General features: G+C 57.9%; 18 protein-coding genes. 12 read left to right on the plus strand and 6 right to left on the minus strand.

Features of this window, described 5'->3' with window-relative positions; translation table 11 throughout:
• The first annotated feature begins 290 nt into the window (after window positions 1–290).
• Both fliE and N6G83_RS03285 read left to right on the plus strand, forming a co-directional pair.
• Window positions 291–605 carry a flagellar hook-basal body complex protein FliE gene (gene fliE, locus N6G83_RS03280; RefSeq protein WP_025159836.1) on the plus strand — a complete coding sequence of 105 codons (315 nt, stop codon included), beginning with the start codon at window positions 291–293 and terminating at the stop codon, window positions 603–605.
• A gap of 77 nt (window positions 606–682) precedes the next feature.
• On the plus strand, window positions 683–886 hold the full coding sequence (locus tag N6G83_RS03285) for a hypothetical protein (protein WP_141998313.1): 204 nt from the start codon (window positions 683–685) through the stop codon (window positions 884–886).
• Window positions 887–1,059: 173 nt separating this feature from the next.
• On the opposite strand, the gene N6G83_RS03290 is transcribed toward N6G83_RS03285, so the two are convergent.
• Window positions 1,060–1,659 (minus strand): FMN-dependent NADH-azoreductase, encoded by a 600-nt coding sequence (locus tag N6G83_RS03290; protein ID WP_197770702.1) that lies wholly within the window; start codon window positions 1,657–1,659, stop codon window positions 1,060–1,062.
• Between the two features lie 128 nt (window positions 1,660–1,787).
• Here N6G83_RS03290 and N6G83_RS03295 point away from each other — a divergent pair, with 128 nt between their 5' ends.
• Window positions 1,788–2,717 (plus strand): LysR family transcriptional regulator, encoded by a 930-nt coding sequence (locus tag N6G83_RS03295; protein WP_025303245.1) that lies wholly within the window; start codon window positions 1,788–1,790, stop codon window positions 2,715–2,717.
• Window positions 2,718–3,196: 479 nt separating this feature from the next.
• Here N6G83_RS03295 and N6G83_RS03300 read toward each other — a convergent pair whose 3' ends face one another.
• The 4 genes from N6G83_RS03300 to fliD all read right to left on the minus strand — a co-directional run bounded on the left by N6G83_RS03300 (window position 3,197) and on the right by fliD (window position 6,592).
• Window positions 3,197–4,057 carry a helix-turn-helix transcriptional regulator gene (locus tag N6G83_RS03300; RefSeq protein ID WP_025303244.1) on the minus strand — a complete coding sequence of 287 codons (861 nt, stop codon included), beginning with the start codon at window positions 4,055–4,057 and terminating at the stop codon, window positions 3,197–3,199.
• Window positions 4,058–4,365: 308 nt separating this feature from the next.
• Window positions 4,366–4,734, minus strand: coding sequence for a flagella biosynthesis regulatory protein FliT (gene fliT / locus N6G83_RS03305; protein WP_004934765.1), 369 nt, complete (start codon window positions 4,732–4,734; stop codon window positions 4,366–4,368).
• On the minus strand, window positions 4,734–5,144 hold the full coding sequence (fliS, locus tag N6G83_RS03310; protein ID WP_025303243.1) for a flagellar export chaperone FliS: 411 nt from the start codon (window positions 5,142–5,144) through the stop codon (window positions 4,734–4,736). The genes fliT and fliS overlap by 1 nt, the downstream gene beginning before the upstream one ends.
• 32 nt (window positions 5,145–5,176) lie before the next feature.
• A complete protein-coding gene (gene fliD, locus N6G83_RS03315; RefSeq protein WP_043138596.1) occupies window positions 5,177–6,592 on the minus strand; it encodes a flagellar filament capping protein FliD in 1,416 nt (471 codons plus the stop codon).
• A gap of 281 nt (window positions 6,593–6,873) precedes the next feature.
• On the opposite strand from fliD, the gene N6G83_RS03320 reads away from it, so the two are divergent.
• From N6G83_RS03320 to tcyN, 7 genes are all read left to right on the plus strand, one after another.
• A complete protein-coding gene (locus N6G83_RS03320; protein WP_089195986.1) occupies window positions 6,874–8,118 on the plus strand; it encodes a FliC/FljB family flagellin in 1,245 nt (414 codons plus the stop codon).
• A 182-nt stretch (window positions 8,119–8,300) separates the two neighbouring features.
• Window positions 8,301–9,023, plus strand: coding sequence for an RNA polymerase sigma factor FliA (locus N6G83_RS03325; protein WP_004934752.1), 723 nt, complete (start codon window positions 8,301–8,303; stop codon window positions 9,021–9,023).
• 55 nt (window positions 9,024–9,078) lie between these two features.
• A complete protein-coding gene (fliZ, locus tag N6G83_RS03330) occupies window positions 9,079–9,588 on the plus strand; it encodes a flagella biosynthesis regulatory protein FliZ (RefSeq protein WP_025303240.1) in 510 nt (169 codons plus the stop codon).
• Window positions 9,589–9,712: 124 nt separating this feature from the next.
• Window positions 9,713–10,705: a D-cysteine desulfhydrase gene (locus N6G83_RS03335; protein ID WP_049295850.1), complete on the plus strand. Its 993-nt coding sequence runs from the start codon at window positions 9,713–9,715 to the stop codon at window positions 10,703–10,705.
• Window positions 10,706–10,820: 115 nt separating this feature from the next.
• Window positions 10,821–11,621: a cystine ABC transporter substrate-binding protein gene (tcyJ, locus tag N6G83_RS03340; RefSeq protein ID WP_025303238.1), complete on the plus strand. Its 801-nt coding sequence runs from the start codon at window positions 10,821–10,823 to the stop codon at window positions 11,619–11,621.
• A complete protein-coding gene (tcyL, locus tag N6G83_RS03345) occupies window positions 11,621–12,283 on the plus strand; it encodes a cystine ABC transporter permease (protein ID WP_260514695.1) in 663 nt (220 codons plus the stop codon). Before tcyJ ends, tcyL begins: the two co-directional genes overlap by 1 nt.
• A gap of 3 nt (window positions 12,284–12,286) precedes the next feature.
• Window positions 12,287–13,039 carry an L-cystine ABC transporter ATP-binding protein TcyN gene (gene tcyN / locus N6G83_RS03350; protein ID WP_025303236.1) on the plus strand — a complete coding sequence of 251 codons (753 nt, stop codon included), beginning with the start codon at window positions 12,287–12,289 and terminating at the stop codon, window positions 13,037–13,039.
• A gap of 325 nt (window positions 13,040–13,364) precedes the next feature.
• Here the strand turns inward: tcyN and putA are convergent, their stop codons facing one another.
• Window positions 13,365–17,336, minus strand: coding sequence for a trifunctional transcriptional regulator/proline dehydrogenase/L-glutamate gamma-semialdehyde dehydrogenase (putA, locus tag N6G83_RS03355; protein ID WP_197812481.1), 3,972 nt, complete (start codon window positions 17,334–17,336; stop codon window positions 13,365–13,367).
• A gap of 571 nt (window positions 17,337–17,907) precedes the next feature.
• On the opposite strand from putA, the gene putP reads away from it, so the two are divergent.
• Together putP and efeU are read left to right on the plus strand one after the other, a co-directional pair.
• Window positions 17,908–19,392: a sodium/proline symporter PutP gene (putP, locus tag N6G83_RS03360; protein ID WP_025303234.1), complete on the plus strand. Its 1,485-nt coding sequence runs from the start codon at window positions 17,908–17,910 to the stop codon at window positions 19,390–19,392.
• Window positions 19,393–19,637: 245 nt separating this feature from the next.
• Window positions 19,638–20,483, plus strand: a complete 846-nt coding sequence (efeU, locus tag N6G83_RS03365) for an iron uptake transporter permease EfeU (protein WP_049204115.1) — start codon at window positions 19,638–19,640, stop codon at window positions 20,481–20,483.
• Window positions 20,484–20,493: the final 10 nt, after the last annotated feature.

Below are 20,493 nucleotides of genomic sequence, written 5' to 3' on the forward strand. Positions count from 1 at the left end.
TCACGATCCCGTATGGGCCGCTGAGCAGCTCCCTGCCAGGCTGATGAACGGTATGGTTAGCGTTGTGTGACAAAACAGACTCCCTGATACACATATCTTCTAAATAGCGGCGCTCCCATTTCTGGGCAGGCCATTATTCGCCTTATCAGACGATTCCGATTGCCCGATAAGCCGGGTTTTTTGCAGTTAATTAACCGCTTTAGGTCTCAAAACGCTGTGCTAGGGTGTGCATCATTGGAGAAGTGCAGGGTGAAAACGTCACCCGGCGAGACGAGATGATTGAGGATCAGATGGCGATTCAGGGCATTGAAGGGGTACTGCAGCAGATGCAGACCATGGCGGTTCAGGCCGGCAAGATGGGGCAGAATGCGGCGCCGCAGGGCGTCAGCTTCGCCAGCGAACTGACCGCGGCGCTCGGCAAGATCAGCGAGACCCAGCAAACGGCGCGCAAACAGGCGCAGGATTTCGAACTGGGCGTGCCGGGCATCAGCCTGAACGATGTGATGGTCGATCTGCAGAAATCGTCGGTGTCTTTACAGCTGGGCGTACAGGTGCGCAACAAGCTGGTGGCGGCCTACCAGGATATTATGAATATGCCGGTGTGATGAACGTGCCGATCATTTTTCAGTGAAATTTGGGTCGGCGCTGTTACCCTATAGCGACGGTCATTTATCGGGATAGGATGATGTACAAATCGCTGTATCTTGCTCTGGGTATCATGGCGTTGTCTGGATGCGCCGGGCAAAACGATGACTATTCATCGGCACAAAAAAATGCGGCTCATCAGGACGCCGGCAAAGAATGGAAAGCGTTTGTCGCGCCACTGTCGGTGAAAACGCAGTCGCCCGGCGAGCGAGAAATGAAACGCGCTGCCCGGCAATACTGAAGTCACGACTTCAGCCAATAGGCAAAAAAAACCAGCTATCGAAATAGCTGGCTGAAGGTGCGATAAAACATTTATGTATGTGATGTAGGAGCGTCGACGCCCGCTCGAAATGGTGCCGACGTGGTTATCATATTTGTTATGTTATAACAAATCAATGCTGCTGTGCGTTTGCTTCAGCCTGCCAATTCTGCGATCCGCTCGCGGGCGTTCGCCAACCCCTGAGCGAGGCCGTGCGGTTTCATATCCAGCCCTTCGGCATAGATAAACTGCACGTCGCCGATCCCCATCAGCCCCATCACCGAGCGCAGGTACGGCGTCACGGCGTCAGTCGGCTGGCCGGCGTGTATGCCGCCGCGTGAACTGAATACCAGCGCATTGACGCCTTCTACCAGCCCCACTGGGTAAGTGGCGGTATAGTTGAACGTCACCCGGGCGCGGGCCACCAGATCGAACCAGTTTTTCAGCTGGGTTGGAACGTTGAGGTTATACATCGGCGCGCCGATCAGCAGCAGATCGCTCCCTTTCAGTTCGGCAATCAGCCGGTCGGAGAGCGCTACCGTCGCTTTGGCGCGTGGGCTGATGTTTTCTGCGCCTCGCAGCGCATCGAACAGCTCGCCGTCCAATGCCGGCAGATCCAAGGCCGCCAAATCGTGTTCGACGATCTGATCTTCATATCCTTTGGCCCGACGCGCCGCCAGATAGTGGTCAATCAGGTTATTGGTCTGCGAGTCGTTTCCCATAATGCTGGATTTGAGTACCAGTATTTTTTTCATGCTGTTGTCCTCTGACGGTAATCTGTGGTTTTCACCGGGACTCCGGAATGACTGCAGGTTACCATTGCCTGATGCTCACCAGTGGTGATAGGTTTTCACTTAATTGATTCCAATTTGGAAGCAGTAAAATGAAAAGCGATCTCAGCGCACTGCCGGCGTTTGTTGCCGTAGCGGAAGGCGGCAGTTTTGCCGCCGCCGCAGAAAAACTGCATCTGACACGTTCTGCGGTCAGCAAAATCGTGTCGCGTCTGGAGGCGCGGCTCGGCGTGATGTTGTTTATGCGCACGACGCGCAGCCTGAGCCTGACGGATGAAGGGGCGTTGTACTACGAGCACTGCCGGCAGGCGTTGGCGAACGTTCAGGCGGCGGAAAACCAGTTGGACAGTGGCAAGATGCAGGTCCGAGGCCGGCTCAGGATCTCGATGCCGGTGTTGTTCGGCCATCTGTGCATTGCACCCTTGATGACGGCACTGGCGAATGAGCATCCCTTACTGACGCTGGAAATTTCGTTCAACGACCGCAGGATCGATCTGATCGATGAGGGGTTCGATCTGGCGGTTCGCATCGGCGAACTGGCGGACAGCGGCAGTTTGGTTGCCCGGCGCTTGGGCGAACACGGCATGCTGCTGTGCGCCTCGCCCGACTACCTGCGGCGCAGTGGTGAACCGAGCACGCTGGACGCGTTAAGCCAACACCAGGCGGTGGGGTATCTGCACGCCGGCGCCGTGTTGCCCTGGCAACTTCGCGGCGAAAACGGTGAGCTGCAGTCGTTCAGGCCACCGGCCAAGATGATGATGGATGACATGCAGGGGATCGTCGATGCCGTTTCCGCCGGAGCCGGTATTGCCTGGCTGCCGGAGTGGCTGGTACGCGAGCGGCTGATGGCAGGGACGCTGGTGGAAATCATGCGCGGTGGATCCAGCCTCAGTTTTCCGGTGAATGCCGTGTGGCCCTATATGCCTTACCAGCCGCTCAAGGTGCGGCTGGCGGTGGAAAAACTGGTGGCGGAGCTACCGGGGAAATTGGCGCTTGTGGCACCACCGGTATTGCCGTGCTAATGGCCGGTGTCGCAACCGACAAGGAATGGGCGCTAATCTACCGAATAGAGGGGCGAAAACGGTGCTGTCAGGCTTATTGAATACGCAGGTGACCGTTTATTATAGCCTGATTAGTAGGGTTATTATTCGAGGCAGGTCAATGAGCACGAAAAGCGAATCCAGATGGCGTCTGATCAGTATTTTAATGCTGACGGTACTTGCCGTATTAATTGGCGTTCTGGTTAAACTGGACTGAAGTCTGACCAGGCGATAAAAAGCCTGGCCGTTTTATTGTGCGGCAAGTAAACGCATCATGTCTTCTTCATACAACAATACCAACAGCCACAGCCCCAACAACGTGATTGCTAGAGAAAATAATCGCTTTTCATTACGCATCATTTATTTCGCTCTTCGGCGGATGAACGTTGCGTAGCGTATCTCGGCGGTGTGACAATCGTTAGGGATCTGTGTCAAATAAAGCCATTTTGTTACGCGTCTATTTAGGTTTCTCCGGCGACCAGCGACTCAATGCCTTGAGAGCCGGGTTCCATAATCCTTTGATGACCGCGAATAGCGGTAGGGGCGAAACCGAAACGTTTGCGAAAACGTTCGGCGAAACGTGATGCGCTTTCATAGCCGACATGTTGCGCAATGGCGGAGATCGGCCAGTCGGTCGACTGCAGCAGGGCCAGCGCGCTACTCATGCGCACGTCGATCATCAGATTACGCAATGCGGTATTTTCCATCGACAGTTTGCGGCGCAGCATCACTTCACTCATCGACAGGCTTTCCGCCACTTTGGCCGCCGTCCAAATGCTGTGCGGATCGGTTGCCAGGCAGCGACGCACGCGTTGGGTGAGGTCTTTGGCTTCGTTGTGGATGAAGCGAATGCCGAACTGGGCCAGCCACAGCAGAATTTCCAGCATTTTGTGCCGCACGATGATGGTGGGAAACCGCTGCCGGAGCGCCAGCGCCAGGCTGGTCGTCTCAAAACTGTGCTTCAGGGCGCAGGGCAGGTTGCGCAGCGCCAGGACGGCATCGAACGGCATTGGCGTCGGCGCTTCCTCAGCCGGAGGCTGAATCGTGAGCAGCCGTGGATCGCAGGTCAGCAACTGGCAGCTGAAAACACCTTCTGCGGATGGGCCATTAATAATATCCACCGTTTGCCCCCCGTCGATAATCAACAGCTCGCCGGCATGAGCCACCACCTCGTGTTGTTGCCAGCGTACGCGCTTATGGCCTTGTTGTATCAGATACAGATGTGGTTGCTCAAAATAGACTGAAGGGAATAATAATTCAGTATGCTGAATGATGTGCGCTGAGGCGCCAATTCCTGGACAGAGATTAATTGTACGTTCCATCGATATTCATTTCGCAGCCATTATCTGAGAATATCTTTACGCTTTGATCCGCGTTGGAGCAACATTTTTCCATGGGCCGTGAAACACAGCGGCGTGTTTTATCTATCAAAAATCAATTTCCTGCTGAACAGAAAACGTCCGTGTCGGGATAATGTTTATCCATTAAAGTGAGAGCCAGGCTCGAAGCGCGCATTTTACCAATTACCCATAAACTGAATAATTCAAATGCCATAGATTAATATCCTAACGTAACCCGAGAGTAATAGCGCATAGTGCTATTTAATCCATTTTCGTCAGTATTGTCGATCTTATCGGACCTGTGGTTCCCCCAGCAACAGCGCACGATCATGAAACTGGCCGTAGGTATTGTTGACCACGTTCTGGCGCGTGGACTGTTCGATCAGCATCTTCAGCTCATCCATCCGCTGCTGTAACAGACGTTTGAGCTCGGTTTCGTTGTCGAGGATCTGTTGCAGCTTATTGCGCAGCATCTCCTGCAAGGCCATTGACGGGCCGGCTTGCCCGGTGAAGGCGGCGGTTTTTTCCACCGCCGTCACGTAAGCGAATTCGAGCTCGACGAGCTCCTCCCAGCGCCCGGTTTGCGCCAGCGCGATCATCTGGCTGCTCAGGCTATAAATTTGTTGATAAGCGGCTAACAGCTGCTGTTGACGTTCCATTACATGGCGTCCTGCGAAGGTTGGTAGTTAGGGCCAATCTGGCGCCAGGCGTCGGCGATGTTTTCCAGCAGTTTGACCACTTCGGCGATCGCCGCTTCGTCGTTGTGCAGGTTGGCCTGCATCAGCCGACGCTTCATATAGTCGTACAACGCCGCCAGGTTTTCGGCGATCTCGCCGCCCTGCTGAGGGTCGAGGCCGCTTTTCAGACCGTTGTCGATGATATTGATGGCTTTGGACAGCGCCATACCTTTGCCGGCGATATCGCCCTGGTTCATCAGGATGCGTGCGCGAAGCAGGGCGCTGAGCGCCCCGTCGAACAACATCACGATTAACTGGTGCGGGCTGGCGCTCATGGCGCCGCTTTCCAGACTGACCTGCGCATAGGCCTGAGTGCCGCTTCTGTTATACATGTTGTTTCTTTACCTGTTACCTGGTTAAGGGATCACTTTGCCGAGAACTGCTGTTGTAAATAGTTACCTGTGCTGCTCAATTTGGACATCATGGTATCCAACTGAACGAACTGCTGCTTATAGCGGTCGATGGTGTTCTGAATGCTGGCCGTGACCGTGGTGATCTGGATGTTCAGGCGATCGAGATTGGTGTTGATGCTCTTGGTCGAGTTCTCGATGATGCCGCCGGCCTTGATGTAATTTTGGATATCGTTGTGGATCTGGGTGGCCATACCGGTGTCTTTGCCGTTACCGGCGAAGAAGTTGGCGACCTGCTCCGGTTTTTCGTCGATGGCTTTGTTCAGCTTGGTGCTGTCGATTTCCAGCTTGCCGGTTTTGACGTTGGTGGTGATGCCGAGGTTGCCCAGGCCTTTCAACTCCGGGTTGTCTTGAGCCGAGCTGAGAGCGCTTTTGATCGAGGACTGGATACCGCGCAGGGTGTTGTCGCCCAGCAGCGCGCCGTTTTTGGCGTTCTGCGCTTCACCGGGTTTGACCGGGGTGTATTTGGTCAGTGAGTTGAAAGTGTCCAGCAGTGTGTTGTAGTTATCCACCCACTCTTTAATCTTGTCGGCGCTGCCGCTCTTGTCGATGCCGATCACCAGGTTTTGCGGTTCACCGGCCTTGGTGGTGGTTTTCAGGTCGAGCGTTACGCCCTGCAGGGCATCGGCGATCGAGTTGGTGCTGCGCTTGATTTTCGTGCCGTTGACGACGATTTCCGCATCCTGACCGGGCACGGTTTGCTTCATCGCGGTGCTGCCATCTTTCGGTGGATTTTTAGGATCGAAGTTGAGGATGGCGCCGAGCTTGTCATCGTTATTAACCTGCACCGCAATGGTGTTTTTTTCGCCGGGCGTGGTGGAGCTCAGTGCCAATTGATAGTCGTTGTCGCCGACGCGCATGATGCTGGCGGTGACGCCGGATTTCGATTTATTGATGGCGTCGCGCATCTCGACCAGCGAGGTCTGATCGTCGCTGAGCGGGATTTTTGTTTCTTTCGGCGGGTTGCCTGCTGTGATGCTAATCGAACGATCGCTGCTGCCCGGATTACCCAACTTGGCCTGCTGGTCGGCGATTGGCGCCTGTGTGGTCAGCGTTTGCGGCTGTGCCAGTTTCAGCACTTCGATTGAATAGTTGCCCGGCACCGATTTATCGGTGGTAGTCACGGTAAACTGATCGTGCTTGGTGGCGGTGGTGTTGTTGAAGAATTCCGGCTTAGCCAAATCTTTGCTCAGATTGTCAAACTTCTCCAGCGAGCTTTTCAGCGTGCCGTAAGCGGTCAATTGGGCGTTATAGCTGGTTTGCTGGGTGGTATAGGGCGTCAGGCGCTGTTGTTCCGCTTTGGTCAGCTTGTCCAGCAAACCGTTGAGGTCGAGTCCTGAGCCGATGCCTAATGAACTGATCGATGCCATTCGTGCTTCTCCTTGGTAATGACTTTATTCGCTTTACGCGTTATCGGCCCAGCGGTGAAAAAGTTTACCGAAAAAAATAAAAAACCGATGGCGCAATAGAAGAGGGAAAAGCTGCGTTATTTCTGCCATTGCCGCAAGCGCAAAAATTTTTAAAAAATTGCTAAAGGTTGTTAGGGGAGGGCCGATACCTGAGGGGACGGTGGTTGACGCCGTGGGCAAACAAGCCCGAACCTTTTAACTGTGTTGCGAAGAACGCAACTGACTCGTAAGGAAAGCAAACAATGGCACAAGTAATCAACACTAACAGCCTGTCGCTGATGGCGCAGAACAACCTGAACAAATCTCAGTCTTCTCTGGGTACTGCGATTGAGCGTCTGTCTTCCGGTCTGCGTATCAACAGCGCGAAAGACGACGCTGCGGGTCAGGCGATCTCCAACCGTTTCACCGCTAACATCAAAGGCCTGACTCAGGCTTCTCGCAACGCCAACGACGGTATCTCTCTGGCGCAGACCACTGAAGGCGCACTGAACGAAGTTAACGACAACCTGCAGAACATCCGTCGTCTGACCGTACAGGCGCAGAACGGGTCCAACTCTTCCAGCGACCTGCAGTCCATCCAGGATGAGATCTCTCAGCGTCTGTCTGAAATCAACCGTATCTCTGAGCAGACCGATTTCAACGGCGTGAAAGTATTGAGCAGCGATCAGAAACTGACCATCCAGGTTGGTGCTAACGATAACGAAACCATCGATATCGAACTGAAAGACATCAACGCCAAAACCCTGGGCCTGGAAACCTTTAGCGTTGCCGGTGGCGTGGATAAAGGTAAGATTGGAGCAAATGTTACTGAGGTTTCTACCGGTAAAAGCATTGCTATCGACACCAACGGTAAGAAAGCGGGTGGTGATGATCCGGCAAAATACGTTAAAGATGATGCAACCGGCGACATCTACGCAGCAGATACCAAAGGCGATTTCTATAAAGCCACTATTGGCACCGATGGCAAAGTTACCACCATCGACACTACTGCAGCTGGTGCAACTCTGAAAGGTACTTTGAGTACTGCCGCATCCGTTTCCAGCATTCAGGAAAAAGTGGCTGTGTCTGGCGACAAAGCTGACACCGACAACCTGAAATCTTACGACAACGGTAAGTCTTACATCATCGAAGACGCCGGTAAATACTTCAAAGCTGAAGTGGCCAAAGACGGTAAAGTCACTCGTGGCGCAGAACTGAGTTCCGAGCCAAAAACTGCCGATCCGCTGGCAACCCTGGACAAAGCGCTGTCTCAGGTTGACTCCCTGCGTTCTTCTCTGGGTGCGGTACAGAACCGTTTCGATTCTGTTATCAACAACCTGAACAGCACCGTGAACAACCTGTCCGCTTCTCAGTCCCGTATCCAGGATGCTGACTACGCGACCGAAGTGTCCAACATGAGCCGTGCCAACATCCTGCAACAGGCTGGTACCTCTGTTCTGGCACAGGCTAACCAGTCTACTCAGAACGTTCTGTCCCTGCTGCGTTAATCGTCTCTCCCGATTAACTGTCGCAAAGAAACCCCGCTTCGGCGGGGTTTTTTTATGCTCGCGCACCGCGCGGTTATTACATGGCGCAAATAAAGCCTGTTTTGTGCGACTGTTCAGCCGATTGGCATTTCGCCCCCTACGCATAATAGCGCTGACTCTCTTATCCGCAGGTTTAAGACATAGTGAGCGATCTGTATACCGCCGAAGGCGTGATGGACAAAAATTCTCTCTGGCTGCGCTACGTGCCGTTAGTGCGCCACGAGGCGTTGCGCCTGCAGGTCAGGCTGCCCGCCAGCGTGGAGCTTGACGACCTGCTGCAGGCCGGGGGAATCGGGCTATTGAACGCCGTTGAGCGTTATGACGCCCTACAGGGAACCGCCTTTACCACCTATGCGGTGCAGCGCATTCGCGGCGCGATGCTCGACGAGCTGCGCAGCCGCGACTGGGTGCCGCGCAGCGTGCGGCGCCATGCGCGCGAGGTCGCGCAGGTGATGCGGCAACTGGAACAGCGTTACGGCCGCCCGGCGAGCGAGACGGAAGTGGCGCAGACGCTGAATATCTCGCTGGATGAGTACCGTCAAATTCTGTTGGACACCAATAACAGCCAGCTTTTCTCCTACGACGAATGGCGCGAGGAGCATGGCGAAAACGCGGAACCGATGCTGGAAGGGCATGAAGAGGCCAACCCGCTGCATCACCTGTTGGAAGGCAGCCTGCGCCAGCGGGTGATCGACGCCATCGAGGCGTTGCCGGAGCGCGAAAAAATGGTGCTGACGCTGTATTACCAGGAAGAGTTGAATCTCAAAGAGATCGGCGCCGTGCTGGACGTCGGGGAATCCCGCGTCAGCCAACTGCACAGTCAGGCGATCAAACGGCTGCGTGCGCGGCTGGCGAACGATACCTGACGGCGGCCCGCCGCCCCTCAACTTGATGACCCATGCGACAACCGGACTGCCCCTTATGCCAGGAATACTGTTAAAGAAACGGCCGCTTAGCCGTTACCTGAAAGACTACAAGCACAGCCAGACCCATTGCTCCCAGTGCGGCAAACTGTTGGACCGCATGGCGCTGGTGTTTCGCGGCAAGATTATCAATAAAGAAGCCATCGCGCGCATGGATCAGCCGATCGACGATGCGGTCTGGCAAAACGTGCAGCACGAGCTGACCGCGCTGTGCCGCTTTTGCAGCGAGATCTCCTGTAACAGCCACCCGAGCTATTTCGACATCATGGCGTTCAAGCAGTATCTGTTCGAACAGACCGAGATGAGCCACAGCACCATCCGCGAGTATGTGGTGCGGCTGCGTCGGCTGGACGAAATGCTGGTGGCGCGCAACTATCCGGCGGATAAATTCGCCAGCAGCGCCAGCCATCAGCGCATTATCGACGATCTGCCTACCGCGGCGCACAACAACTACCGCATTGCGCTGCGCAAATACGATCAGTATCTCGCCTGGCAGCGCAGCTACTGAGATTTTCCCCGGCCGCTGGGCCGGGGTCTGCGGATCCCCCCGTGATAAAGGATGATTATTCAGTTCACATCTGCTAAATCTATCGGTTATCAGATGTTGATATTCGATTCCCTGGGGGGAAGTAGTGAACCTGCAACAACGACTGGCGCAATTTCCGCGTCTGGATCTGGTTGGCACCGCCACACCGCTCGAAAAGCTGTCCCGTCTCTCCGATTACCTCGGCCGCGAAATCTACCTTAAACGTGACGATGTCACTCCAATGGCCATGGGCGGCAACAAGCTGAGAAAGCTCGAGTTTCTGGCCGCCGATGCGCTGAGGCAAGGCGCCGATACGCTGGTCACCGCCGGCGCCATTCAATCCAACCACGTGCGCCAGACGGCGGCGGTGGCGGCGAAGCTGGGCCTGCACTGCGTCGCGCTGCTGGAAAACCCTATCGACACCCGCGCGGAAAACTACCTGACCAACGGCAACCGCCTGTTGCTCGGCCTGTTCAACGCCGAGGTGGTGATGTGCGAAGCGCTGCACGATCCGCAGCAACAGCTGGCAGAACTGGCGACGCGCCTTGAGGCGCAGGGGTTCCGGCCTTACGTGGTGCCGGTGGGCGGCTCCAATGCCCTGGGCGCGCTGGGATATGTGCAGTGCGCATTGGAAATCGCCGAACAGAGCCAACGCAGCAACGTGGCGTTCAGTTCTGTGGTGGTGGCGTCCGGCAGCGCCGGCACTCACGCCGGGCTGGCGGTGGGGTTGCAACAGCTGCTGCCGGAAACCGAGTTGATCGGCGTGACGGTCTCGCGCACCGTGATCGATCAACTGCCTAAGGTGGAGCAGATCCAGAAAGCCCTGGCTTGTTCGCTGAATATCGACGAGCTGGCGCCGATCGCGCTGTGGGACGATTATTTCGCGCCGCAGTACGGCATGCCGAACGAAGAGGGCATGGCGGCCGTGCAGCTGCTGGCGCAGCAAGAGGGCGTGTTGCTGGATCCGGTATACACCGGCAAAGCGATGGCCGGTTTGATCGACGGCATCGCCCAGCGGCGCTTCCGCGATGAGGGCCCTATTCTGTTCGTTCACACCGGTGGTGCGCCGGCGCTGTTCGCCTACCATCCGCAGGTGTAAAAAACGCTTGTTATTCCATTTTGAACTATATTTATAAAGTTATATTCCTTTATGCGGGCGGTCGCACTGTTAAAGTGCTGATATCAAAAAAGATAAATAACACACAGGGGTGTTTATGATGTTTGCGAAAGTTCGTCGTCAATGGTTGTTGGGCGTGGTGGGTATTGCGTTGGCCGCCGGTGTGACGACTCAAACCTACGCCGCTGATAACCTGCTGCAGCAGGTGAAACAGCGCGGCACGCTGATCGTCGGGCTGGAAGGCACCTATCCGCCGTTCAGCTTCCAGGGTGAAGACGGCAAGTTGACCGGTTTTGAAGTGGATTTCGCCAACGCGCTGGCGGAACATCTGGGCGTGAAAGCCAAGCTGAACCCGACCAAGTGGGACGGCATGCTGGCGTCGTTGGACTCGAAACGTATCGACGTGGTTATCAACCAGGTGACGCTCTCCGATGAGCGCAAGAAGAAATATGACTTCTCCACTCCGTATACCGTTTCCGGTATTCAGGCGCTGGTGAAAAAGGGTAACGAAGGCACCATCACCAAGCCGGAAGACCTGAAGGGCAAGAAGGTCGGCGTTGGCCTGGGCACCAACTATGAGCAATGGCTGCGCGAGAACGTGCAGGGCGTAGACGTGCGCACCTACGACGACGATCCGACCAAGTATCAGGATCTGCGCGTTGGCCGCATCAACGCCATTCTGGTGGATCGCCTGGCGGCGCTGGATCTGGTGAAGAAAACCGGCGATACGCTGGCGGTAGCCGGCCCGGCGTTCTCTCGCCAGGAATCCGGCGTGGCGCTGCGCAAGAACAACCCAGAGCTGCTGGCCGCGATTGACCAGGCGATCGCCGAGATGCAAAAAGACGGCACGCTGGCGAAGATCTCCGAGAAATGGTTTGGCGCGGACGTAACTAAATAATGCACGAAAGTATTCAACTGGCGCTGGATTCAGCGCCATTTTTATTGAAGGGCGCAATACTGACGCTTCAGCTCAGCCTGGGCGGTATGGCGCTAGGCTTGTTGCTCGGTTTTCTGCTGGCGCTGATGCGCCTTTCGCCGCTGTGGCCGCTGTCGTGGCTGTCGCGTATTTACGTGTCGCTGTTCCGCGGCACGCCGTTGATTGCCCAGCTGTTTATGATCTATTACGGTCTGCCGCAGTTCGGCATCGAATTCGACCCTTTCCCGGCGGCGCTGATTGGCCTGTCGCTCAATACCGCCGCCTACACCTCGGAAACGCTGCGCGCGGCGATTTCGTCGATCGATAAAGTGCAGTGGGAAGCCGCCGCCAGCATCGGCATGACCCGTTGGCAAACCCTGCGCCGGGTGATCCTGCCGCAGGCGGCGCGCACCGCCTTGCCGCCGCTGGGCAACAGCTTTATCGGCCTGGTGAAGGACACCTCGCTGGCCGCCACCATTCAGGTGCCGGAACTGTTCCGCCAGGCGCAGCTGATCACCTCGCGCACGCTGGAAGTGTTCACCATGTACCTGGCGGCATCGCTGATTTACTGGGTGATGGCGACCCTGCTTTCCGCACTGCAAAACCGTCTGGAAGCCCACGTTAATCGCCAGGATCAGGAGTAACGCATGAGTGCCATTGAAGTTAAGCAATTGACCAAGCAGTTCAAGGGTCAGACGGTGCTGCATGGGATCGATCTGGCGGTGGACGCCGGTGAAGTGGTGGCGATCATCGGGCCGAGCGGTTCGGGGAAAACCACCTTGTTGCGCTGCATCAATCTGCTGGAGGAGCCGGATTCCGGCACTATTCGCGTCGGCGATATTCAGATCGACGGCAGCAAGCCGCTGAGCAAACAGAAAAATCAGGTGCGCGCGCTGCGTCAGCAGGTCGGTTTCGTGTTCCAGAACTTCAACCTGTTTCCGCACCGTTCGGTGCTGGAAAACATCATCGAAGGGCCGGTTATCGTTAAAGGCGAGGCGAAAGCCAGCGCTGAACAGCGCGCCCGCGCATTGCTGGCCAAAGTGGGCCTGAGCGGCAAAGAGGCGGCTTATCCGCGTCGGCTGTCCGGCGGGCAGCAGCAGCGGGTGGCGATCGCGCGCGCGCTGGCGATGCAGCCGGAGGTGATTTTGTTCGACGAGCCGACGTCGGCGCTCGATCCCGAGCTGGTGGGGGAAGTGCTCAATACCATGCGCTCACTGGCGGAAGAGAAACGCACCATGGTGATCGTCACCCATGAGATGAGCTTCGCCCGCGACGTGGCCGACCGGGTTATCTTTATGGATCACGGCCGCATTGTTGAACAGGGCCCGGCCAAAGCGCTGTTCGCCAATCCGCAGCATCAGCGCACCCAGCAATTCCTCGACAAGTTCCGGAATCAATAAGGCGTCGGGGGCGTTTCCCCCGACCGCATTCACTCCGCTTTCAACCATTCGTTTCGCGCGGCGGCGGCGAGAAATCCGCTGCGACTGCCGTATTCCGAATATTGCCGATCCCGAAAGTCAATGCGTCTCGTAGCGCTCTGACGCGGCTTTCAAACAGAATAATCCGTCTATGTTGTTATCGTCCAAGAGCGACGCCCCACCCTGTAAGGATAATAAGGCGCTAACGGCTGATCGGCCTGCGGGCAATAAAAAACCCTGCACGAGTGCAGGGTTTGCGTAGCGGTGAGCCAATCAGGCGGCCATGCATGGCCGCCTTGGCGATGCGTTAACCGATGGTCATCAGGCTGGCGTTACCGCCGGCGGCGGCGGTGTTGACGCTCAGCGAACGTTCGATCAGCAGGCGTTCCAACAGGATGTTGGTTTCACCGTGGGCGAAGCCCTGCACCGAAACGATGGCGCCGCCGCGCTGCGCGATCTGCTCGCACAGGGTGCGCAGCTGGTCGGCATCGCCGTGGTAGATGGCGGCGTCGAACTCGACCTTATCCTGCTGCCAGTCTTTGCTGAAGGCGATGCGCGCCTGCACATCGTTCGGCAAGCGGCGGAACAGATTGCGCTGCAGTTCCGCTTCCGGCCACAGCACGCAGCTGCCAACCGCCAGCACGGCGGCCAGTTGGGTCAGCGCGTCGGTTTCGTTATCCGCCAGGCACAGCACGCGTTCACGCGGCAACAGGGCATAGGTATTGCGCTCGCCGGTTGGGCCCGGCAGCGGGCGTACGGTGCCGCCCTGGCCCAGTTCCGCATAGCGCTGCGCCAATGCCGCCAGTTCGCCGTGTTGGCTGGTGACCGCCCATTTCTCCAGCGATTGCAGCGCACCCAGCAGCTGCGGCCGTGCGGTGGCTTCCATCGGGCGCTCTTCGTCCTGACGGTGCAGCGTACGTTGCAGCGCGTCGTCTGGGCGGTTGGCCAGCAGACGGTACAGGTACAGCGGACCGCCGGCTTTCGGGCCGGTGCCCGACAGGCCTTCGCCGCCGAACGGCTGCACGCCGACCACTGCGCCGACCATGTTGCGGTTGACGTACAGGTTGCCGACCTTGGCGCGTTCGGTCACCCGGGCGATGGTTTCATCGATACGGGTGTGAATGCCCAGCGTCAGGCCATAACCGGCGGCGTTGATCTGATCGACCAGCGCGTCCAGATTGTTGCGCTGGAAGCGCACCACGTGCAACACCGGGCCGAAGATCTCTTTCTGCAGCTCGTCGAAGCTGTCGAGCTCGATCAGCGTCGGCTTGATGAAGGTGCCGCGCGCCCACTCTTTCTCATCCTGCGCGCTGCCTTTGGCGGCCTGGTACACCTTGCGGCCTTTGGCACGCATCGCTTGGATGTGGCGTTCGATGCCGGTTTTGGCTTCGGCGTCGATCACCGGGCCCACGTCGGTCGACAGGCGCTCCGGATTGCCCATGCGGCATTCGGCCATCGCGCCGCGCAGCATTTGCAGCGTGTGCTCGGCCACGTCTTCTTGAATGCACAGGATACGCAGCGCGGAGCAGCGTTGGCCGGCGCTGTCGAAGGCGGAGGCCACTACGTCAGTCACCACCTGTTCGGTCAGGGCGGAGGAGTCGACGATCATGGCGTTTAGGCCGCCGGTTTCGGCGATCAGCGGCGTCGGACGGCCTTGCGGATCCAGACGGCCGGCGATGCTGCGTTGCAGAATGCCGGCGACGTCGGTGGAGCCGGTAAACATCACGCCGCGGACGCGGGCGTCGTTAACCAGCGTTGAGCCGACGGTTTCACCCTGGCCCGGCAGCAGTTGCAGCACGCCTTGCGGAATGCCGGCCTCCAGCAGGATACGCACCGCCTGCGCGGCCACCAGCGGCGTTTGCTCGGCCGGTTTGGCCAGCACGCTGTTGCCCGCCGCCAGCGCGGCGGCGATTTGGCCGGTGAAGATCGCCAGCGGGAAGTTCCACGGGCTGATGCAGACCACCGGGCCCAGCGGGCGGTGGCTGTCGTTGGCGAAGTCGTCGCGCACCTGGCCGGCGTAGTAGTGCAGGAAGTCGACCGCTTCGCGCACTTCGGCGATGGCGTTGTTGAAGGTTTTACCCGCTTCACGCACCAGAATGCCCAGCAGGCTTTGCAGCTGGCTTTCCATCAGTTCGGCGGCGCGTTCGAGGATCGCGGCGCGCTCCGTCGGCGGCGTAGCGAACCAGATTGGGCCGGCGGCCGCGGCGGCGTCGAGCGCACGGCTGACTTCGCCTTCGGTGGCTTCACGCACGTAGCCGACCACATCGCCTGGCTCTGCCGGGTTGATCACCGGCTGCTCGACGCCCTGATCCAACTCGGCATCGATGATAGGTTCCGCGCGCCATGGATGGCTGGCGCTGGTGAGCAGGGCGCTGGACAGCGAAGCCAAACGCTGTTCGTTGGACAGATCCAGGCCGCTGGAGTTGGTACGTTTCTCGCCATACAGCTCGCGCGGCAGCGGAATGCGCGGATGCGGCAGACCAATCTGGCCTTCGCTGGCCGCCAGCGCTTCCACGGCGCTGACCGGATCGGCCACCAGCTCGTCGAGCGGCAGGGTGGCGTCGGCGATGCGGTTGACGAACGAGGTGTTGGCGCCGTTTTCCAGCAGGCGGCGCACCAGGTAAGCCAGCAGCGTTTCATGGGTGCCGACCGGTGCATAGATGCGGCAAGGGCGGTTCAGTTTGCCGTCGGCCACTTTGCCCACTACCTGTTCGTACAACGGTTCACCCATGCCGTGCAGGCATTGGAACTCATACTGGCCAGGGTAGTAGTTATTGCCGGCCAGGTGATAAATGGCGCTCAGCGTATGGGCGTTGTGGGTCGCGAACTGCGGATAAATCAGGTTCGGCACCGACAGCAGCTTGCGGGCGCAGGCCAGGTAGGATACGTCGGTGTACACCTTGCGGGTGTAAACCGGATAACCTTCCAGGCCATCCATTTGGGCGCGTTTGATTTCGCTGTCCCAGTAAGCGCCTTTCACCAGACGGATCATCAGGCGACGGCGGCTGCGCTGTGCCATGTCGATCACCGCGTCGATGGCGAACGGGCAACGTTTTTGGTAGGCCTGGATCACGAAGCCGATGCCGTTCCAGCCGGCCAACTGCGGCTCGAAGCACAGTTTCTCCAGCAGATCGAGCGAGATTTCCAGTCGGTCGGCCTCTTCGGCGTCGATGTTGATGCCGATATCATACTGGCGTGCCTGCAGGGTCAGCGACAGCAGGCGCGGGTAAAGCTCTTCCATCACGCGTTCGTACTGCGCGCGGCTGTAGCGCGGGTGCAGGGCGGACAATTTGATGGAGATGCCGGGACCTTCATAGATGCCGCGGCCGTTGGAGGCTTTGCCGATGGCGTGGATCGCCTGCTGGTAGGAAACCAGGTAGGCCTGGGCGTCGGCCTCGGTCAGGGCGGCTTCGCCCAGCATGTCGTAGGAGTAGCGGAAACCTTTTTCTTCCAGCTTGCGCGCGTTGGCCAGCGCCTCGGCGATGGTTTCGCCGGTCACGAACTGTTCGCCCATCAGGCGCATCGCCATGTCCACGCCTTTGCGGATCAGCGGCTCGCCGCTCTTGCCGATAATGCGGTTCAGCGAGCGGGACAGATTGGCTTCGTTATGGGTCGACACCAGCTTGCCGGTGAACAGCAGGCCCCAGGTGGCGGCGTTGACGAACAACGACGGGCTGCGCCCGAGGTGCGAATGCCAGTTGCCGTTGCTGATCTTGTCGCGGATCAGGGCATCGCGGGTCGGTTTGTCCGGAATGCGCAGCAGCGCTTCCGCCAGGCACATCAGCGCTACGCCTTCCTGCGAGGAGAGGGAGAACTCTTGCAGCAGGCCTTGCACCATGCCGGCGCGGCCGTTTGCACTTTTTTGGTTACGCAACTTCTCGGCGATGCCGTAGGCCATTTTGTGAGTAGCCTGAGCAAGATCGGCAGGTAATCGCGCCTGTTCGAGCAACATCGGCACCGCTTCGGTCTCCGGGCGACGATAGGCGGCGGTGATGGCGGCGCGGGTCACCGATTGCGGCAGAATTTGTTCGGCGAAATCGAGGAATGGCTGGTGTGACTCTTCCTGCGCTTGCGGCATAATGTCGTCCGCTTCAGGCTGGCCCACAGCGGCCAGCGCTGGAATTTCAGGAATATCGGTACCGCTCTCGAGACGCTCGAGGTAATTAAAGATGGCCTGCTTGATGAGCCAGTGCGGCGTGCGATCGATGCGCTGCGCGGCGCTCTTGATCCGGTCGCGTGTTGCCTCGTCGAGTTTCACGCCCATTGTGGTAGTGCCCATGCCTATCCAACTCCTGTGTTTAGAACCTATCCCATCAGGCTAGACAAACAGCAGGCTGGAAAGCCTGTTGGGATAGGTTCGTGTGATGTGTGGTGTCAAGAATGCAGACAATATCCTGCATGTTGCAACTTTGTGCAACCTTGTTAAATCAGGCGGATGAACGAAGTGTGAGTTTCATCGATTTTTTAACACAGGCAGTTGGCACGAATGTTGCGTTATTGAGCGAACGCGGCGGGGTTTATTACGCCGTAGGCGCTTTACCTTGCGGTATATGAGGGTAATAGCAGGGTGCAACTCATTTTGTTTGTCGTGAGTGCAACCTTTGAGCCCGGTAAATGTGACGCAGGGTAAACTTTGTGTAACTTTGTTGTTAAATATCTTGTTGGTTGATGAAAGGCTCATCTAGGATAACCGACGGTCAACAATTACGGGCAGAAACTATTTTACCTGCACTTGCTCGCAGGCTGCGCCACGTTCCGGCGCGGCGGCCAGTGAAATGCATTGCGCGTGGGTTTACCGGCGCCGGCTTGGCCGGAGCGAAACGCGAATAATAATGAAAGTGGAGAATTAAATGACAATGAGCACACCTATGCTGGTGACCTTCCTGGTGTACATTTTCGGGATGGTGCTGATCGGCCTGCTTGCCTACCGGGCAACCAACAACTTTGATGACTATATTCTCGGCGGTCGCAGTTTGGGCAGCGTGGTGACCGCGCTGTCCGCCGGCGCTTCCGACATGAGCGGCTGGTTGCTGATGGGCCTGCCGGGCGCCATCTTCCTCTCCGGCATCTCCGAAAGCTGGATCGCCATCGGCCTGACCATTGGCGCTTACCTGAACTGGAAGCTGGTGGCAGGAAGGCTGCGCGTACATACCGAAGCCAACAACAACGCCCTGACGCTGCCGGACTATTTCACCAGCCGCTTTGAAGACAACAGCAAGTTGCTGCGGGTGATCTCGGCCATCGTCATCCTGGTGTTCTTCACCATTTACTGCGCCTCCGGCATCGTGGCCGGCGCGCGCCTGTTCGAAAGCACCTTCGGCATGAGCTACGAAACCGCCCTGTGGGCCGGCGCCGCGGCGACCATCCTGTATACCTTCATCGGCGGTTTCCTGGCGGTGAGCTGGACCGACACCGTGCAGGCCAGCCTGATGATTTTCGCGCTGATCCTGACCCCGGTGATCGTGATCTTCGCCGTTGGCGGCATCGATACCTCGATGCTGGTGATCCAGGCACAGAACCCGGCCAACCTTGACATGCTGAAGGGGCTGAACTTCGTCGCCATCCTGTCGCTGCTGGGTTGGGGCCTGGGCTACTTCGGCCAGCCGCATATCCTGGCGCGTTTCATGGCGGCGGATTCTCACCGCACCATCCGCAGCGCGCGTCGCATCAGCATGACCTGGATGATCCTGTGCCTGGCCGGCACCATCGCCGTCGGTTTCTTCGGCATTGCTTACTTCGCCAATAACCCGGATCAAGCCGGTAACGTGTCGCAGAACGGCGAACGCGTGTTCATTGAACTGGCGATGTTGTTGTTCAACCCATGGGTGGCGGGCGTGCTGCTGTCGGCGATTCTGGCGGCGGTCATGAGTACCCTGAGCTGCCAGCTGCTGGTGTGCTCTAGTGCGATCACTGAAGACCTGTACAAGGCATTTCTGCGCAAAGGCGCCAGCCAGCGTGAGCTGGTATGGGTCGGCCGCGTGATGGTGCTGGTGGTGGCGTTGATCGCCATCGCGCTGGCGGCCAACCCGGAAAACCGCGTACTGGGCCTGGTGAGCTATGCCTGGGCCGGTTTCGGCGCCGCCTTTGGCCCGGTGGTGCTGATTTCGGTGATGTGGTCGCGCATGACCCGCAACGGCGCGCTGGCCGGGATGCTGGTCGGTGCGGTGACGGTGATCGTCTGGAAACAGTATGAATGGCTGGGCCTGTATGAAATCATCCCGGGCTTTATTCTGGGCTGTTTCGCCATCGTGGTTGTGAGCCTGATGGGCCGCCAACCTTCCGCCACCATGACCGAACGTTTCGATCAGGCGGAAGCCGAGTACAAAACGGTATAACGCTGTTCGATGTCAGTCAGCAAGGGGCGCGCAGAGCGCCCCTTCTTTTTGCCTGTTCGCCACTGTCACTCAGCTGTAACACCTGGCGACATTTGATTAGAAAAAATCACGCTTGCGCCTCTTGTATTTCTTCTTGGCAGAATGATAATCACTCTCGTTGTATTTTACGTTTCTTTACAGAGTTGCCGCCGCTCATTTCGAGTCAGTTTTCTCTGCCGCCGCGGTCTTTTCAGGGGTGTTTATTTATGTTCGTTCCCTTTCTTATCATGTTCCGCGAGGGGCTGGAGGCTGCGTTGATCGTCAGCCTGATCGCCAGCTACCTGAAACGCACGCAGCGCAGCCAATGGCTCGGTGCGGTGTGGATCGGCGTGATTGTCGCCGCGGCGCTGTGTCTGGCGCTCGGCATCTTCATCAATGAGACCACCGGCGAGTTCCCGCAAAAACAGCAGGAGCTGTTTGAAGGCATCGTGGCGGTGGTGGCGGTGCTGATCCTCACCTATATGGTGTTCTGGATGCGTAAGGTGTCCAAATCGGTCAAGGTGCATCTGGAAGGCGCGATCGATCAGGCGCTTAACGCCGGTAAAGGGCAGGGTTGGGCGCTGGTGGCGATGGTGTTCTTCGCCGTAGCGCGAGAAGGGCTGGAGTCAGTGTTCTTCCTGTTGGCGGCGTTTCAGCAAGACGTGGGCGCCGCGGCGCCGATCGGTGCGGTGCTCGGGCTGGTTGCCGCCATCGTGCTGGGCATGATGATTTACTGGGGCGGGGTGAAGCTGCACCTGGCCAAATTCTTCAAATGGACCAGCCTGTTCATTCTGTTCGTCGCCGCCGGCCTGGCCGCCGGGGCGATCCGCGCCTTCCACGAAGCCGGTCTGTGGAACCATTTCCAGGACATCGCCTTCGATTTCAGCGGCACCCTGTCGACCCATTCGCTGTTCGGCACCCTGCTGGAAGGCATTCTCGGCTATCAGGAAGCCCCAACGGTCAGCGAAGTGGCGGTCTACTTCCTGTATCTGATCCCGGCGCTGATTTTCTTTTTCCTGCCGCAGCGCTCGGAGCCGGCAGCGGCCCCGGCGCAACGTAAAATCAATCATTAATGTTTAATAG

The organism is Serratia sp. PL7 (genome assembly GCF_945957435.1).